Source organism: Paraburkholderia sp., assembly GCF_050742655.1.
Lineage (GTDB): Bacteria > Pseudomonadota > Gammaproteobacteria > Burkholderiales > Burkholderiaceae > Paraburkholderia.
Window position 1 is genome coordinate 188,411 of the sequence record NZ_JBOIGG010000005.1, and the last position, 17,547, is coordinate 205,957.

General features: G+C 64.8%; 15 protein-coding genes and 1 riboswitch. Of the genes, 6 read left to right on the plus strand and 9 right to left on the minus strand.

Annotated elements, in window-relative coordinates; genetic code table 11:
- The first annotated feature begins 31 nt into the window (after positions 1-31).
- Complete coding sequence (gene ppk1 / locus ACREXZ_RS09745; RefSeq protein ID WP_431763844.1) at positions 32-2,095, plus strand: polyphosphate kinase 1; 2,064 nt, start codon at positions 32-34, stop codon at positions 2,093-2,095.
- Positions 2,096-2,111: 16 nt separating this feature from the next.
- Here ppk1 and ACREXZ_RS09750 read toward each other — a convergent pair whose 3' ends face one another.
- From ACREXZ_RS09750 to ACREXZ_RS09775, 6 genes are all read right to left on the minus strand, one after another.
- Positions 2,112-3,038 (minus strand): EamA family transporter, encoded by a 927-nt coding sequence (locus ACREXZ_RS09750; protein ID WP_431763845.1) that lies wholly within the window; start codon positions 3,036-3,038, stop codon positions 2,112-2,114.
- Between the two features lie 333 nt (positions 3,039-3,371).
- Positions 3,372-3,755 carry a hypothetical protein gene (locus ACREXZ_RS09755; RefSeq protein ID WP_431763846.1) on the minus strand — a complete coding sequence of 128 codons (384 nt, stop codon included), beginning with the start codon at positions 3,753-3,755 and terminating at the stop codon, positions 3,372-3,374.
- Positions 3,756-3,902: 147 nt separating this feature from the next.
- Positions 3,903-4,157, minus strand: a complete 255-nt coding sequence (locus ACREXZ_RS09760; RefSeq protein WP_431763847.1) for a pentapeptide MXKDX repeat protein — start codon at positions 4,155-4,157, stop codon at positions 3,903-3,905.
- A gap of 120 nt (positions 4,158-4,277) precedes the next feature.
- A complete protein-coding gene (locus tag ACREXZ_RS09765) occupies positions 4,278-5,057 on the minus strand; it encodes a molybdopterin-dependent oxidoreductase (protein ID WP_431763848.1) in 780 nt (259 codons plus the stop codon).
- Between the two features lie 24 nt (positions 5,058-5,081).
- A complete protein-coding gene (locus ACREXZ_RS09770) occupies positions 5,082-5,717 on the minus strand; it encodes a cytochrome b/b6 domain-containing protein (RefSeq protein ID WP_431763968.1) in 636 nt (211 codons plus the stop codon).
- A 43-nt stretch (positions 5,718-5,760) separates the two neighbouring features.
- Positions 5,761-6,630, minus strand: coding sequence for a DUF1223 domain-containing protein (locus ACREXZ_RS09775; protein ID WP_431763849.1), 870 nt, complete (start codon positions 6,628-6,630; stop codon positions 5,761-5,763).
- Positions 6,631-6,865: 235 nt separating this feature from the next.
- A riboswitch (TPP riboswitch) is annotated at positions 6,866-6,983 on the plus strand.
- A gap of 90 nt (positions 6,984-7,073) precedes the next feature.
- Between ACREXZ_RS09775 and thiC the strand changes: the two genes are divergently transcribed.
- The gene (gene thiC / locus ACREXZ_RS09780) at positions 7,074-9,005 is read left to right on the plus strand and encodes a phosphomethylpyrimidine synthase ThiC (RefSeq protein ID WP_431763850.1); all 1,932 of its coding nucleotides are present in this window, start codon (positions 7,074-7,076) and stop codon (positions 9,003-9,005) included.
- Positions 9,006-9,066: 61 nt separating this feature from the next.
- On the opposite strand, the gene ACREXZ_RS09785 is transcribed toward thiC, so the two are convergent.
- On the minus strand, positions 9,067-10,428 hold the full coding sequence (locus ACREXZ_RS09785; protein WP_431763851.1) for an MFS transporter: 1,362 nt from the start codon (positions 10,426-10,428) through the stop codon (positions 9,067-9,069).
- A gap of 311 nt (positions 10,429-10,739) precedes the next feature.
- Here ACREXZ_RS09785 and ACREXZ_RS09790 point away from each other — a divergent pair, with 311 nt between their 5' ends.
- The 4 genes from ACREXZ_RS09790 to ACREXZ_RS09805 all read left to right on the plus strand — a co-directional run bounded on the left by ACREXZ_RS09790 (position 10,740) and on the right by ACREXZ_RS09805 (position 14,991).
- A complete protein-coding gene (locus ACREXZ_RS09790) occupies positions 10,740-10,952 on the plus strand; it encodes a glycine zipper 2TM domain-containing protein (protein WP_431763852.1) in 213 nt (70 codons plus the stop codon).
- A gap of 242 nt (positions 10,953-11,194) precedes the next feature.
- Complete coding sequence (locus ACREXZ_RS09795; RefSeq protein WP_431763853.1) at positions 11,195-11,638, plus strand: hypothetical protein; 444 nt, start codon at positions 11,195-11,197, stop codon at positions 11,636-11,638.
- Positions 11,639-12,137: 499 nt separating this feature from the next.
- Positions 12,138-13,736, plus strand: a complete 1,599-nt coding sequence (locus tag ACREXZ_RS09800; RefSeq protein WP_431763854.1) for an L-lactate permease — start codon at positions 12,138-12,140, stop codon at positions 13,734-13,736.
- 325 nt (positions 13,737-14,061) lie between these two features.
- Positions 14,062-14,991 (plus strand): DMT family transporter, encoded by a 930-nt coding sequence (locus tag ACREXZ_RS09805; RefSeq protein ID WP_431763855.1) that lies wholly within the window; start codon positions 14,062-14,064, stop codon positions 14,989-14,991.
- A 591-nt stretch (positions 14,992-15,582) separates the two neighbouring features.
- On the opposite strand, the gene bamC is transcribed toward ACREXZ_RS09805, so the two are convergent.
- Together bamC and ACREXZ_RS09815 are read right to left on the minus strand one after the other, a co-directional pair.
- Entirely contained in the window at positions 15,583-16,815 is a 1,233-nt protein-coding gene (gene bamC, locus ACREXZ_RS09810) for an outer membrane protein assembly factor BamC (protein WP_431763856.1), read from the minus strand.
- A gap of 116 nt (positions 16,816-16,931) precedes the next feature.
- Entirely contained in the window at positions 16,932-17,447 is a 516-nt protein-coding gene (locus ACREXZ_RS09815) for a hypothetical protein (RefSeq protein WP_431763857.1), read from the minus strand.
- Between the last annotated feature and the right edge of the window lie 100 nt (positions 17,448-17,547).

Sequence of the window (17,547 nt, forward strand, 5' to 3'; positions counted from 1 at the left end):
CTCTTCTTCCGACCTTCCATTCTCGCTGCCGATGTCCAACCGCTACCCTCTTCTCAATCGCGAGCTGGGCATTCTGGGTTTCAACGAACGGGTGCTGGCCCAGGCCGCCGACCCCGCCGTGCCGCTCCTCGAACGCCTGCGCTTCATCTGCATCACTAGCAGCAACCTCGACGAATTCTTCGAAGTCCGTATGGCCGGCCTGCACGAGCAGATGCGCGACAACCCGGGCGCACTGTCGCCCGACGGCATGTCGCTGCAGCACGTGTACGACCTGGTCGTCGAGCGCGCGCAGCGGCTCGTGCACCGGCAGTACGCAATGCTGCACGACACCGTGCTGCCCGCGCTCGAACACGAGGGCATCCACTTCCATGGCACAGAAGCGTGGAACGACGCGCAGACGCTGTGGGCGCGTCAGTATTTCATCGACGAACTGCTGCCAGTGCTCACACCGATCGGCCTCGATCCAGCGCACCCGTTTCCGCGTGTGCTCAACAAGAGCCTGAATTTCGTTCTCGAGCTGGAAGGCAAGGACGCATTCGGCCGGCAGGCGCTGATGGGCATCGTGCAGGCGCCGCGCGCGCTGCCGCGGCTCGTGCGGATGCCGCAAGACCTGTCGGGCTATCCGCACGGCTTCGTGCTGCTGAGCTCGCTGCTGCAACGCTTCGTCGGCGAGCTGTTTCCGAACCTCGTCGTGCGTAGCTGCAACCAGTTCCGCATCACGCGCAACAGCGAACTCTTCGTCGACGAAGACGAAATCACCAACCTGCGCGTCGCGCTGCAGGGCGAACTGCCCGCGCGCCATCTGGGCAACGCGGTGCGGCTGGAAGTGTCGGCGGAAACGCCCGCGCATCTCGCGCGCCGGTTGCTCGACGAAAGCGGGCTGCAGGAGAAGGACTGTTATTACGTCGACGGTCCGGTGAATCTCGTGCGATTGATGCAGCTGCCCGAGATGGTCGACCGGCCCGATCTGAAATTCGTCCCGCACATCCCCGCGATTCCCGCACAGATCTCTAACAGCGCGAGCCTGTTCGACGTGATCGATCAGGGCGACGTGCTGCTGCATCATCCGTACGAGAGCTTCCAGCCGGTGCTCGAACTGCTGCTGCAGGCGGCGAAAGACCCGAACGTCGTCGCGATCAAGCAGACCATCTATCGAACCGGCACCGACTCGCCACTGATGGATGCGCTGATGCAGGCCGCGCGCAACGGCAAGGAAGTGACGGTGGTCGTGGAACTGCTCGCGCGCTTCGACGAGGAAACCAACATCAACTGGGCGGCGCAGCTCGAAGCGGTGGGCGCGCACGTCGTGTACGGCGTGGTCGGCCACAAGTGCCACGCGAAGATGATGCTGATCGTGCGCCGCGTGTCAGTGGGCGGCAAGTCGACGTTGAAACGCTACGTGCACCTCGGCACCGGCAACTATCACCCGCGCACCGCGCGTCTCTACACGGACTTCGGTCTGATGACGTCGGACCAGCGGATCTGCGAAGACGTGCACCACGTGTTCCAGCAGCTGACCGGTATCGGCGGCGAACTCGCGCTGCACGAACTGTGGCAGTCGCCGTTCACGCTGCATCCGAAGCTCATCCATGCGATCCGTGTCGAAGCCGATAACGCGCGCGCCGGCAAGAAGGCGCGCATCGTCGCGAAGATGAACGCGCTGCTCGAACCGACGGTGATTGCCGAGCTCTACGAGGCCTCGCGCGCGGGCGTGAAGATCGATCTGATCGTGCGCGGCGTCTGCTCGTTGCAGCCAGGCGTGGCTGGGCTATCGGAGAACATCACGGTGCGCTCGATCGTCGGGCGGTTTCTTGAGCATCACCGGATCTATTACTTCTACGACGGCGGTAAGGAGCTGGTTTATCTGTCGAGCGCCGACTGGATGGACCGCAACCTGTTCCGGCGTGTCGAGGTGGCGTTCCCGATCAACAACCGGCGACTCAAGCGTCGCGTGATCGCCGAAGGTCTGTCGGCATTCCTCGGCGATAACCAGTCCGCGTGGTTAATGCAGAGCGACGGACATTACCGCCGTCGCCGGCCAGGCAAATCGTCGCGCAACGCGCAGATGAGTCTGCTGACGAAGTTCTGCTCGTAAGCTCCATCGGGCGCGCCTAACCCGGCGCGCGCCGCCGGTCGAACCAGAACGACAGGCCGACGCTCAGCAGGATCAGCAGCGTCGCGATCACGGTCCAGCGCGTGACCGGCTCGCCGAGCGTCACTGCGCCGAGCGCGACCGCGACGATCGGATTCACGTACATGCAGCTGCTCGCGATGATCGGGCTCGTGTGCCGGATCAGATAACCGTACGCGACATACGCGCCCATCGTGCCGATCAGCACGAGATACCCGAACGCGACGGCCGAGCCGAACCTCAGGTCCATCATCCGCTCGTCCAGCACCCACGCGATGATGGTCGACACGGCACCGCCGAGTCCCACCTGCAGCGACGTCGACACGAACAGGTCGGACGGCATCCGCAGCCGGCCTGCCAGATGTGCGCCGCCGGCCCAGAACAGCGCGCCGACGAGGATCGCGAGGCTGCCGCCCGCCGAAGCCGCGGACGTGTCGCCGTGATTCAGCACCGCGATCCCGACGAGCCCGAGCGCGACCGCACCCCACTCACCCTTCCCGATCGGCCGGCCGGCGACCGCCGCGATCACGGTCGCGAAGAGCGGTACCGTCGCGACCATCACCGCGGCCATGCCGGTGCCGACCGTGCGCATCCCGACCGCGAGCATCCCGCTCGACATCGCGACGAGCATCGTGCCGACGAGGCCCGCGTTGCGTATCTCGAGCAGCGTCGGCCATTGCGGGCGACGCTGCGCAGCAAAGATGAACAGCCCGATACCGGCGAACAGATTGCGCAGCCCGGACAGCAGCAGCGGCGGAAACGACTCCAGCGCCACGTGCACACCGAGATACGTCGAACCCCAGACGATATAAACGAACGCGAGCGACAGCGCGATCCGGCCACCCTGTGTGCGCGGCATGCGCAGCGGCAGACGCGACAGCAGGCGCGAGAAGAACGACAGATCCATGTGTTCAGTCCGCCTGCGCCGCATGGGCGATCGCGCCCGGAAGAACGCCCGGAAGAAAATTCGGAACGCGTGGACGCACGCACTCCGCGCGACACACAGCGGGGCGAACAAGGCGGAACGGCATGATGGTCGAACGGGAAAAACGGGAGGCTGACGATAAGCCCGGCCACGCGAAGCGCGGAGAATCGGGACACTGTGCGGCGCGAGGCGCACACCGGCAGCATTATGCAGGAGAGTCGGACGGGACTTGCGGGGGCAAACGTAAAAGTTGTTTCGATGCGGGGGTACCGCTGCGCTCCATCAACGAGACGACCCACGAGAAATTACGCGGCGTCACGCGTCGTCGGAACGCGCACGACCACGCCAGTACAACAGGAGCCAGGCCAGGAGTATTCCAACCGCCGCGCCCAGGAACTCGCATAGCACGCGTACGCCGATACTGTCCGGATCATGTACATCGGCTAGTGTCGCGCGCATCAGAGCCGGCGACTGCAGGTCGGCGTAGTTGAAATAGAACAGGTTCCAGAAATCGCCGCTGGAACTGGGCAGCAGGGACAGCAGATAACTCACGCCGAGCTCGCGGCCAAGATTCCAGCGTTGCTTGCGGGTCAGCCAGTGCACCAGCAGCAGCATGAAGAATCCGATCACTGCCGCAATCGCTCCCGCTTGCATGCCGCCGACGATGCCGTAACCCATCCACGATTGGTCATACAGCATGCCAGCTTCGCCCGGTTACCGATTCCGGCGCATTATGCCCGAATGCGCACACTCCAGCGGGATTCGCCGGTGCGCCGCCGGTGCGTTCCTCCGGTTTCGGTCGATCAGGAGGTGTACCGCGGGCGCCGCGAACGGCGCCCGCGACGTTCAGTTGCTCATCGCACCGGATGCTTCGTGCTTCATGCCCATCGCATCGCCGCCCTTCTTCATCTTGTCGTGCTTCGCCATTTTGTCGTGCTTCGCCATCTTGTCTTTCGACATGGAGTCTTTGGACATCGAATCCTTGGACATACTGTCCTTCGACATCGCGTCGCTGGACATCGCATCGCTTGCCTGGGCAAACGCGGTGCCGGCGCCGAGTGCCAGGGCAAGCGTGGTGACTGCGATCGCAAACTTCTTCATGAGATAACTCCGTTTTATCGATTGATCAAACCGGCCGTGCCGGGTACTTCCGAAGCTTCTGCCGCGTGTGGCTGCCCGCTGCCGGCGGCGACCAGCAGTGAAACGGGCAAGGCCCGCGCGTCAGGAGCCTCCGAACCAGTTGTATCCCTGATTGACCCAATAGCCGCCGGGATACGTGTTGGTGACAAAAATCTCGACGATGTGCTTCGGATTCTTGTAGCCGAGCTTGGTCGGCATCCGCAGCTTCATCGGGTAGCCGTATTTCGCGGGCAGCCGCCCGCCGTCGTAGTCGAACGCGAGCAGCGTCTGCGGATGCAGCGCAGTCGGCATGTCGATGCTTTCGAAGTAGTCGTCCGCGCATTTGAAGCCGACGTACTTCGCGGTCGTGTCCGCGCCGACGCGGTGCAGGAAATCGCGGAACGGCGTGCCGCCCCAGCGACCGATCGCGCTCCAGCCCTCGACACAGATATGTCGCGTGATCTGCTCCGCGTGCGGCAGCGCGTACAGCTCGGGCAGCGTCCACAGGCGCTGGCCCGTGACGAGCCCGCTCAGGTGCAGCCGGTACGACGCGCCGTCGACCTCGGGCACCTCGTTGATGCCGTAGTACGCGTTGAACGGAAACGGCCGCTTGATCTGCGCCTCGGTGTAGGTCGGCGCGAGCTGGGTCGGGTCGAACAGCAGCGCCTGCGCGCGATCGTTCAGCCGCGACACGGCGGTGAGGAATGCGTCGACCGAAGAGTCGTCGGTCAACGAGCAGCCGGTCAGCATCGACAGGCCGCCGAGCGTCAGTAGTTGCTTGCCGAAGAGGCGCCGCGACGGTATCGCAAGCGCGCGACGCGCATCGATCAGGATCGATTCGCGATCGAGTTTCTTCGAAGAGGGACGGTCTTTATCTGCCATGACGGTCTCCGTGATCCCTGTGAGTTAGCGGCCGCGCAGCATCGCCAGCAGCGAGCGCGGTACCAGAGCGACGAGCGCGAGATGCACGACGAGAAAACCTGCCAGCAACGCCATCGCGCAGAAGTGCACGATGCGCGCGTTGTCGTAGCCGCCCATCAGTTCGCGCAGCAGCGGAAACTGCACCGACTTCCAGATCGCGAGCCCCGACAGCACCAGCACGATCAGATCGACGATGACGACGAGATACGCGAGCTTCTGCACCGCGTTGTAGTGGCTCAGATCGTCGTGCGACAGCCGGCCGCGCAGCGCGCTCGCCAGATCGCGCAGCACCGCGCGCGGCGACAGCGGCAGGAATTTGCGCGCGAGGCGCCCGCTCGCGAGGGTAAGGATCAGATAGACAAGACCGTTGAACACGAGCAGCCACATCGCGGCGAAGTGCCACTGCAGCGCACCGCCAAGCCAGCCGCCGAGCGTGATCGAAGGCGGAAACGAGAAGCCGTGGAAGACCGGCGACGCGTCGTAGATGCGCCAGCCCGACAGCATCATCGTGATCGCAGCGAGCGCGTTGAGCCAATGGGTGACGCGCACCCAGCCCGGGTGGATCGGGCGCTCACGGGGTGTGGCGGGTGCGGGTGTCGATTCCTGAGTCGACGCCGGCATGGGCAAGGGGTTCATGGTTTGCTCCTTCCTGATCGTGTGACGCCTATTGGCACGCGGGCAGGTCGGCGGCCTGCAGCACATCGCCCGTCGCGGCGTTCTCGACGAACGCAACGACGCCGAAGCGTCCGGCCGGCACTGGCGCCGCGGCACCTGGATCGTCGAGTGCGAGTGCGCGGCGAATCTGCGCATGCCCGTCGGCAAGCGGCACCGGACCAATCCACTGCCGCACGACGCGCTCGTGATGCAACGTCGCGCCGCTATTCTCGCCCGCACGGACCTGCGAGACCAGCGAGTTCTCATACACTGCGATGTACGCGTTCAATGGATTCGTGGCCGATGCATTCGGCATGTGCGATGCAAACTGCGCATCAACGTCGACCGCATTCGCCGCGCCGCCGGCGTGCGGCGCAAGCGCAACCGACACGTCGGCCGCCGCCGGCTCGCCGACGATCCGGCGCAGCCGGTCGTCGAAGCTGTCGGTACTCGACCAGCTGCGCAATTCGCGACCCGCGACGAATACTTCGGGCGTATAGATCGTGTGGCCACCCGCGAGATCGGTCAGGCTCTGCTGCCGCTCGGTGAAGCGGTGCTGCGAGAAGCGGTCTGTCCAGCCGAGGCTGTTCCAGTAATCGACGTGCAGCGCGAGCGGCACGATGCCCTGCGCGGCGGCGCCCTCTTTCCACTGGCTCAACCAATGGTCCGCCGGCGGACAGCTGTCGCAACCTTCGCTGCTGTACAGCTCGACGAGCGCGACGCGATGCGCCGGGCTGTGCGCGATGCATTGGCCGGCCGCCGCGTTCGCGGCACCGCTCGCAACGACAGCGCCGAACGCGGCAAGCAGCGCGCACGCGCGGACGGCGTTGGCAGCACGGAAAATCCGGGCGATGAAACCGCGGCTCGAAACAATGGACATGATGTACTCCCGCAAAGAATCCGAACGTTGGTCGGTGCAGGAACGCGGTTATGACAGGCGAAGCGTAGATTTTTTGTGGTCTGTGTGCGATATGTCATCGTCGGGACGACGTCAGCCAATCGTTAGAAATCTCGCGTGAGAACCGGAAGATCGTCGCGAGCCCTTGACGCTCAACTGCACCCCACCGCGCCTCCCCAGGTTGCCAAGCCCCCGCCGCCCGGTGTATCGTGTGCGCTGCTAACGCGGGGGTCCTGCGTCGCACATCGTCTTCGGGCGGTGGGCCGCGTGGGTGAGAAATACCCTTTGAACCTGATCTGGATAATGCCAGCGCAGGGAAGCGTACGGGCTTCGCCGCTTTCCACTGCCTCACCTCTCGCGAAACCCGACTCACTTCACCTCGTCTCCTGCTTAGCGGCCCACATTGCCAAGCATAGGAGATATGCATGAACGCCAACCCGAAATTCCTTTCCGCCGACGCTCACGTCGACGAAGCCGCCGTCGCCCCGCTGCCCAATTCGCGTAAGGTCTATGTAACCGGCTCGCGTGCGGACCTTCGCGTACCGATGCGCGAAATCTCGCAGGCCGATACGCCGGACAGCTTCGGCGGCGAAAAGAATCCGCCGGTCTACGTCTACGACACGTCGGGCCCCTACTCCGATCCGGACGCGAAAATCGATATTCGCGCCGGTCTGCCGGCACTGCGTCAGGCGTGGATCGAGGAACGCGGCGACACCGAAGCGCTGACGGGCCTGTCGAGCGATTTCAGCCGCGAGCGCGCCGCCGATACGGCGACCGCCGATCTGCGCTTCCAGGGCCTGCATCGCACGCCGCGCCGCGCGATCGCCGGCAAGAACGTGTCGCAGATGCACTACGCGAAGAAAGGCATCGTCACACCGGAAATGGAGTACATCGCGATCCGCGAGAACCAGCGCCGCGCCGAGTATCTCGAGAGCCTCAAGACGAGCGGCCCGAACGGCGAAAAGCTCGCCGCGATGATGGGCCGCCAGCATCCGGGCCAGGCGTTCGGCGCCAGCGCATTCGGTCCGAACGGCCTGACCGCGATCACGCCGGAATTCGTGCGCGAAGAAGTCGCCCGCGGCCGCGCGATCATTCCGAACAACATCAATCACCCGGAAAGCGAACCGATGATCATCGGCCGCAACTTCCTCGTGAAGGTCAACGCGAACATCGGCAACTCGGCGGTGACGTCGTCGATCGGCGAGGAAGTCGACAAGATGACGTGGGCGATCCGCTGGGGCGGCGACACGGTGATGGATCTGTCGACCGGCAAGCACATTCATGAAACGCGTGAATGGATCATCCGCAACAGCCCGGTGCCGATCGGCACGGTGCCGATTTACCAGGCTTTGGAAAAGGTCAACGGCAAGGCCGAAGACCTCACGTGGGAAATTTTCCGCGACACGCTGATCGAACAGGCCGAACAAGGCGTCGACTACTTCACGATCCACGCGGGCGTGCGTCTGCAATACGTGCCGATGACCGCGAAGCGGATGACCGGCATCGTGTCGCGCGGCGGCTCGATCATGGCGAAGTGGTGCCTCGCGCATCACAAGGAAAGCTTCCTGTACGAGCACTTCGAAGACATCTGCGAAATCATGAAGGCGTATGACGTCGCCTTCTCGCTCGGCGACGGTCTGCGCCCCGGCTCGATCTACGATGCGAACGACGAAGCGCAGCTCGGCGAACTGAAGACGCTCGGCGAGCTCACGCAGATCGCGTGGAAGCACGACGTGCAGACGATGATCGAAGGCCCCGGCCACGTGCCGATGCAACTGATCAAGGAAAACATGGACCTGCAGCTGGAATGGTGCGACGAAGCGCCGTTCTACACGCTGGGACCGCTGACCACCGACATCGCGCCGGGCTACGACCACATCACGTCGGGCATCGGCGCCGCGATGATCGGCTGGTTCGGCACCGCGATGCTCTGCTACGTGACGCCGAAGGAGCACCTCGGGCTGCCGAACAAGGACGACGTGAAGACCGGCATCATCACGTACAAGCTCGCGGCGCACGCGGCCGATCTGGCGAAGGGCCATCCGGGCGCGCAGGTGCGCGACAACGCATTGAGCAAGGCGCGCTTCGAGTTCCGCTGGGAAGACCAGTTCAACCTCGGCCTCGATCCGGACAAGGCGCGCGAATTCCACGACGAAACGCTGCCGAAAGATTCAGCGAAGGTCGCACACTTCTGCTCGATGTGCGGACCGCACTTCTGCTCGATGAAGATCACGCAGGACGTCCGCGAATTCGCGGCGCAGCAAGGTCTCACCGACGACGAAGCGCTGAAGAAAGGGATGGAAGTGAAGTCGATCGAGTTCATGAAGAAAGGCGCGGATATCTATCAACGGCAATAAGCCGCCGATAGATTCCACTTCGCCGCGTGCGCAGACCGATGGGTTTGCGCACGTGGCGCCGTCAGTGCCCGAGCGATTCGGCGCCGGCCGGTTTCGCACGACCCACTGATGGATGCACCGCCTGCTTCACGAGCAGCGCCACGCACGACACGACACCCGCGACCGCGATCGTCGCGAAGATCCCTTCGAACGACACGTGCCGGCGCGCCAGCTCGGCGACGAGAAACGATCCCGCGATCCCGCCGAAGCGGCCGATGCCCAGCATCCACGCGACGCCCGTGCCGCGCCCTTGAGTCGGATAGAACGCCGCGGCAAGCGCCGGCAGCGACGACTGCGCGGTGTTCATCAGCACCCCCGCCGCAAACACGGTCAGCACCAGCAACCCGACGTTGCCGAGCGCCTGGCCGATGCAGTACACGCTAACCGCCGTCAGCGCATAGCACGCCGCGATGATCCGGTTCGCGTTGAAGCGATCCATCAGCACGCCGCTCAGCACCGCGCCGACGCCGCCTAGCGGAAACAGCGCGGAGATCAACGTCGCGCGCTGCGGATTCAGACCGGCCTCTTTCAGCAGGATCGGCATCCAGTTGATCGACGCGTAGAAGATCACGAGGCCCATGAAGTACGCGACCCACAGCATCACCGAACCGACGACATACTCGCGCGACAGCACCACGCGCATGCCGCTGCGCCCTTCCACGTGCACGGCCGTCTCGGTCATCGTGAACGATCCGGCGTCCGCGGCCGCCGATGAAATGCGCGCGAGCGTCGCGCGGATCCGCTCGACCGGATGGCCCTTCGCGACGCGATAACGCACCGACTCCGGCAGCTTCAGCAGCAGCAGGACAGTCAGCGCGAGCGGCACCGCACCGCCCAGTTGCAGCACGCTGCGCCAGCCCCAGTGCGGAATCATCCATGCGGCGAGAAAACCGCCGAGTGCGGCGCCGAGCGGAAAGCCGCAGAACATCAGATTGATCAGCGTCGCGCGGCGGCGATCCGGACAGAACTCGCCGATCATCGTCACCGCGTTCGGCATCGCTGCGCCGAGCCCGACGCCGGTGACGAAGCGCAGCGCGGTCAGTTCGGACAGGTCGCCCGCAAAGGACGACGCGAGGCACGCGACACCGAACAGGCCGACCGACCCGGTCAGCAGCGCGCGCCGGCCGAGCCGGTCAGACAGCGGACCGGACACCAGTGCGCCGCATGCGAGGCCGAACAGCGCGGCGCTCAGCACCGGCGCGAGCGCGGGCTTGCCGATGCCCCACTCGGTGATCAGCGACGGCGCGATGAAACCGATCGCGGCGGTATCGAAACCGTCGAGCAGAACGATCGCGAAACACATCGCGAAGATGAGCCACTGGAATCCCGAGAATGGATGCTCGTTGATGAACGTCTGCACGTCGACGACTGGGCGCTGGTTCACGTCTCCTCCACTTCGTTCTGACGGTGTGCGAAGGCACCGCTCAAAGTTCTATATAAGAACAACGATTCATATAACGAACATAGTGCGCCACTGTAGCGAACGCGTAAGCCACGGGTCAACGCGGGGTTACCCGCGGGTTTACGCGGCTTCGGCAGTCCGGGTTCCGCCTGGAAACATCCCCTTACCAAACCAACATTTTCCTGACAAGCGCACACAACTGGAAACCGCTCGACGCCGCCGGCACGGCTACGATGGGCTTAACAGGGGCGTGCTGCGCCCTGCAGTCCAGAACCATTCAAGGAGGCTCCATCATGAAGACGATTCGTCGAATCAGTACGCTAGCGGCGGTCGCAATGGTCATCACCGGTCTGGCCGCGTGCGACGGCATGACCACACGTCAACGCGATACGGCCATCGGCGCGGGCGTCGGTGGCGTAGCGGGCGCGGCGCTCGGCGGCAACGCGCTGTCGACGCTTGGCGGCGCGGCGGCCGGCGGCCTCATCGGTAACCAGGTCGGCAAGTAAGCGCGGGGATCAGGAAACGGCTACACAGGGGCCAGGCAGAATCAGGGAGAGCGCTGCGCAACGACCTCAACCTCGGTAGAGAGAATGAAGAAAAGAACGGCGCGGCGCATCGAAGGATGTGCCGCGTCTGTCTTTGCAACGGCGTGAAATATGCGGTTACCGCTTCGCAACCCGGCCTGCGCGCACCGGGCGTAAGCTCGAAGAATCTCGAAGCGCCGCGCGCCGATTGAAGGAGACCCGTCATGAACATCCGCTTCGCCACATCACGGCTCGTCGGCACAGCCGGCCTGCTGGTGCTGGCCAGTTCGCTCGCCGGCTGCTATTACCCGTACGGCTACTATCCGGGGGGCTACTACGCGCCCGGCTACGCGAGCTACTACCCGACGGTGCCGGGCAGCGCCACGCAGCAGGCCACGCCGGCCCCGCCGCCGCCTTCGGTATCGTCGAGGGCGGCACCGCCCCCCGTCGCGACACCCGACGCGCAGTACGCGCCCACCTATGCGGTCGCGCAACCGCCGGTGTATGTCCCACCCGCCTATCCCGCGTATTACCCCGACTACTATCCGGCGTATCCCGGGTGGTACGGCGGCCCCGTTTGGGGTGGTCCGTCGATCTCGCTCGGCTTCGGCTGGGGCGGCCGTGGATGGGGCGGTCGAGGCTGGGGCGGCCGCGGATGGCGTCACTGACATCCTGCGCCGGAGTACACCGGCATGACCGCCGCCGCGCTACCTTATCGGTCATCGCGCGGTGCGGGTCTGACTCGTCCGCCTGAGCGCTGCACGGAGAGTGCGGCGCGCTCCCCGCTTTCTTCCTTGCCTTCATCGATCCGCGGTCCCATCGGGCAACCGTGGACGCGTCCACACGCGCCTTCGTCCTCTCCCCCGCCTTCGCAGACCGCGCGCAACGACACGCAACGATCCGCGACACCCGTTTCTTCCCGCACCGCGTCCGCGTAGTTTCCCGCCTTGACGTAACCGGCGGGGGTTCTATGCTGGCAGGTGCCACACCGCACTATCTGCTTAATACGCGACCCCACGCCGACCGACGCGCCGCAGTCGAAAACAAAACGTCGATTCGAACAACAACGAAGCTTTGCATGGGATTGGAGTAAGCGCCTGGGACCACAGTAAGCGCTAAAGCGCCAACTCTGGTCGACAGCGCGAATTCCAATCCACAGGAGACGTGATGTTCCACCAATTGTTAACCCCCATCGGCAACTCGCTGTTGCCATCGTTCGTCGTCGCCGCGCTACCGATCGTCGTGGTGTTGATCCTGCTCGGCTGGGCCCGCCGTCCCGCGTGGCAGGCATCGCTGGCCGGGCTCGTCGTGGGATTGATCGTCGCGATTTTCGGCTGGCAGTTTCCGGCCGGGCTTGCAGTGAATTCAGTCGTCGCGGGCGCGGTGTTCGCGTGCTGGCCGGTAATGTGGATCGTCTTCTCCGCGATCCTGCTGTACAACATCGCGCAGCGCTCGGGGCGCTTCGCGGCGTTCCGCATGTGGATGATCGACAACCTGCCGAACGACCGGCGTATCGTGCTCGTCGTGATCGGCTTCTCGTTCGGCGCGCTGTTCGAAGGCATCTCGGGTTTCGGCACGCCGATCGCGATCACCAGTTCGTTGCTGATCCTGCTCGGCTTCCCGACGCTCGAGGCGCTCACGTTCACGCTGATCTTCAACACCGCACCGGTTGCGTTCGGCGCGCTCGGCGTGCCGATCACCGTGCTCGGCGCAGTGACCCATCTGCCGACTGACTCGCTCGCGAAAATGGTCGGCCGCCAGTTGCCGTTCTTCGCGCTGCTGCTGCCGTTCTATGTGATCGGCGTCTACGCGGGCTTTCGCAACATGCTGCGTGTGTGGCCCGTACTGCTGGTGTCGGGCGCGAGCTTCGCGCTCACGCAGTTCGTCACGTCGAACTACATCAACTACAGCCTGACCGACGTGCTGTCGTCGCTGGTGTCGCTGATTCTCACGATCGCGTTCCTGCGCGTATGGAAACCCGCGGCCGACCCCGCGTTCGCGGTCAACGTCGATCGCGTGAACGAGGTGCGCGGCAAGGTGAGCGGTGCGCAGGGCTGGTATCCGTGGCTGATCGTCGCGGCCGTGGTGATCGTCTGGACCATCGCGAAGGTGTTCCTGATCGGCGACGTGAAGATCCCGTGGCCCGGCCTCAACAAGGCCGTCTTCATCACGCTGTACAACACGCCTTACGGCGCAGTGTGGGACTTCCAGCCACTCGCGACCGGCACCGCGATCCTCGTCGCCGCGATCATCACCGCGCTGGTGGTCCGCCTCGGTGTGCGCGAGTTCGGCTGTGCGATCGTCGATACGTGGGTGCAGACGCGCATCGCAATCCTGACCGTCGCGACGATCGTCGGCCTCGCGTATCTGATGAACTACTCGGGACTCACCTACACGCTCGGGCTCGGCGCCGCATCGGTGGGCGCGTTCTTCCCGCTGGTGTCCGCGTTCCTCGGCTGGGTCGCGGTGTTCCTGTCCGGCAGCGATACGTCGGGCAATGCGCTGTTCGGCAACCTGCAGGTCGTCGCGGCGAACCAGCTGAACCTGAACCCCGTGCTGATGGCAGCGACCAATTCGTCGGGCGGCGTGATGGGCAAGATGATCTCGCCGCAGAACATCGCGACCGGCGTCGCCACCACCGACCTCAAGGGCAAGGAAGGCGTCGTGTTCGCGAAGACCTTCAAGCACTCGATCATCCTGACGGTGGCGCTCGGTATCCTCGTGTGGCTACAGCAGAACGTGCTGACGGGGATGATTCCGCACTGACGCGCGACGTATCAGGGTTACGCTGCGCCGCATATTGCTCTGCGGCGCAGCGCTTTACCTCATCCCATTGCCCTGCATTGCCCTCCCCGCCCTCACTCGCAATTTTTCTCACATACGCGTGAGAATTGATCGTTTTGAACGCCGCATCGCGCGCGTTTAGGATGACAGCCATCGAATGCGCAGCCTCGGGCGGCGCCGGTCTCCGCACGGGTCTCCGCGCAGGTCTCCGGTTTCTTGCCATTTCATTGCGGCGTGAAGCTTCTCGCGCGACCGCGCTGCTACGATGCGTGCACATTGCGTCCCAACCGCGCGCAACGCCGACCTCATGAATCCAGCCAACATCGCCCAGCTTCTCGTTCTCGCCGCCCTGTGGGGCGCCTCGTTCCTGTTCATCCGCGTCGGCGTCGCCGATTTCGGTGTGGCGCCGCTGATGGCGGTGCGTGTCGGCATCGGCGCGCTGTTCCTGCTGATCCTGATGGTCGCGCGCCGTCCGCTGCGCGAATCGCTCGACACGCTGCGCACGCATGTGTGGCCGCTGCTCATCGTCGGGATTCTCAATTCGGCCGCACCGTTCTGTCTGTTCGCGTATGCGGAGCTGACGCTGTCGGCGGGCGTGACGTCGGTGATCAACGCGACCACGCCGCTGTGGGGCGCACTGGTTGCGTATCTGTGGCTGCGCGACCGGTTGACCGCGCTGCGCGTGCTGGGGCTCGTCGTCGGCTTCGCGGGCGTGCTGATGCTCGTGTGGGATCAGATCGCGACGCCGCACGGTGCGTCGGCCACGCCGGCGACCACCGCACTCGCGGCCGGCGCGGCGCTCGGCGCGACACTGCTGTACGGCATCGCCGCGAACGCCACGAAGCGCTACCTGACCGGCGTCGACGCGTTGACGGTCGCGGCCGGCACGATGACCGGCGCGACGATCGTCCTGCTGCCGCTCGCGGTAATCTGGTGGCCGGCCACACCGGTCTCGCCCGGAGCATGGGGCGCGGTGCTCGGGCTCGGGCTCGCGTGCACGGGCGTTGCGTACATGCTGTTCTTCCACTTGATTGCGGTCATCGGACCGGCCCGCGCGATCACCGTCACGTTCGTGATCCCGATCTTCGGCATCCTGTGGGGCACGCTGTTTCTGCACGAGAGCGTGTCGATAGGCATGGTCGAAGGCTGCGCGGTAATTCTGGTCGGCACCGCACTCGCGACCGGCGCCGTCAAGCGCGTCCCGGGTTTCGGACGTCGCGGCGAAAAACACGCTTAGCACGCTTGGCCGAACGCCTCCACCCCTCTCCGACATGACGGCGCGGCCCCGGTATTTCCGGGGCCGCGCCGTTTCTTCAGCGCTTTCCGTCGTCACCAAAAAAATAGCCCGCACTCCAAAGGAGCGCGGGCGAAACCGTCGCCCTACGAGGATAGGCGACGGGGCCACCGGGGCTCGCGTGCAAGGCACGCGAGCCGTCGTCGGAGGTCGCACCGGTTCGTCGTCCGGTGCGCGAGTTCGGTGACACTGCGGGAAAACGCTCAAACCCTTGCTACATAAGGCTTACGTCCCGCGTCAGGGGGATAAAAGCAGCTTACGTGCCAGCAGTCGATGTCATGGATCGACCAGCGCAACTCCTTGATTGTTATGGGTGTGGGTGCGCTGCGGCAAAAAACGGAGGGCGGGCGCCCGCGGCGTTACGGCGTAACGTCACGTTACGTGGCAGAGGTTCTTCAGACATGAAAAAACCCGCCGCGGCTGGCGCCGGGGCGGGTTTTGGAGGCTTGAGATCCGGAGTCAAGCCGGGAATCGAGCCGGTAGTCGAGCCCCGGGGTCGCGGCCGCGGAGGCCGCTCAACCCCGGCTCGATGGGTCAGCGCAACTGATCGACCATCAGCGACATGATCTGCTTCGCCTGCGGCGACGCATCGATGTCCCCCTTCCCGTCGACGACGGCCACGCGCGTCTGCTCCGGCGTCACCGCGCGGACGTTGACGAGATACTGCTTCGCGACCTTCTCTTTCTTGCCATGGAACACCTGGCTCCAGAAACCCTGCTCCGCAGAGGTCAGATCGCGCGGATCGACGTAGCGGATGTAGTACAGGCCATGTGCGCGGTCACGATCGTCGACCGTGAAGTTGCTGCGGTCGAGCGCGAGGCCCACGCGCAGCCATGCGCGGTCGTACGGCTCGCCGAGCGTGAGTTCGGTCGACGTGTACTGCGCGGACGAGTCGCTGCTGTTGTCGGACGACCCAGGCGTGGGCGTCTGCGCAGCCAGCGCGACGTTCTGCGCGGCAGCGGCGGCCGCCGCCGATTTCGCGCCCGCGGTGGCGGCGCCCGGTGCGGTCTGCGAGCCTGCCGGCGACAGCGAAGCGTTCTGCGAACCGCCGGCGCTGCTGCGCTCATCGACGAGTGCCAGCGATGCCATCAGCCGCTTCAGGTATTCGGTTTCGAGCGCCGGATCGTTCGGCTTCGGTTCCCACTTGCTGCTGTCGTTGTTCGCGCCGCTCAGCGCTTCGCGCATACCCTTCTGGCTGATGAACACGTAGGTGCCGCCGTTCGGTGCCGAGTCGAGACGCGTGCGGTACTTGTTGCGCTCGGATGTGACGTAGGAGTTGCCCAGCGCCTTCGACAGCGTGTTGCGGATCAGTCCGTCGTTGACCGATGGGTGGGTTTCGTTCCAGTCGGTTTCCATCACGCCCTTGTCGCGCTGATCGACGACGAGCAGGAAGCCCTGCTCCTGCCAGAAGCGGCGAATCTGCGTCCAGGCCTGATCGGGAGTCTTGTTGTCGATGACTAGCCAGCTCTCGGTGCCATCGCGCTGGATGTGCATGTTGCTGACGGGCGGCACGACCTCGTTGGTCGGCGGCGCGGCCTTCTGGACCTGCTGCAGCGAAGAAAGCGACGTTTCGCCGCCCTGCGGCGGCAGCGAACGCTGATCGGGCGTTTCGTCGATCATGTTCGGCGGGACGGCAAGCGACACCTGCTTCGATCTGGAGTCGCTCTTGTAGTCGATTTTGGTCGGCGACGAGGTGCCGCAACCAGCGACCAGTCCGCCTGCCATCAGCAATGCTGCGAACCGCTTGGTAAGACGAAGATCAGTCATGTTCGGGGAATCCTTTGCAACGCCACGGCAAGTTTCCGTGGATCAACCCGACATTTTACCGATCCAGCGAGAGGATGTGCAAAAAGCGGCGTGGAGGGAGACAGACGCGAAGTGCGTCAGTCGGTGGAATCGGTGTGTGCAGTGGTCTTTACGAGCTCCGCCGGCGCGAGCCAGCGAAACGCGGTAAGGCCGCTACGGTCGTACGTGCATTCGGCGGCCGCGGGAGTTTTGACGGGCTTCGGCTTGACCTTCACCTTCAGCAGTTTCGCGATGCCCTTCGATGCGGCGGGTACGGATGCGCCCGCGGCCGACGCCGCGAGCGGGGCCGAAGCGGCTGACGCCTCCGACCCACCCTCATCTTCCGAAGCCACCGCCACCGCCGATGCAGCCGATGGAGCAGAAGCCGCCGCGACCGCCGACGCCACCCGCGTGATCTCGCCTTCGACGACCACCCGCGACCCGTAGATCGCAACGCCCGTATGCGAGACCTTCAGCGGATCGGACGATTCGGCGGCGAGCGCGTCGCGCATCGTCTGTTCGCAGGCGTTCCCGTTGCGATACACGGCGGCGCATCCGGCCGACAGTGCGGCCGCCGCCGCGAGGCCTGCGAGAATCAAGGTGCGGGTCTTCATCGAGCTTCCGTAGTTCAGTGCGACGCCAATTGTAGCGTAGCGACCGCACGTGATTGCCCGTCGCGCGGCGTCGGCTGGCAGAATACGGGCGGCCGACGTA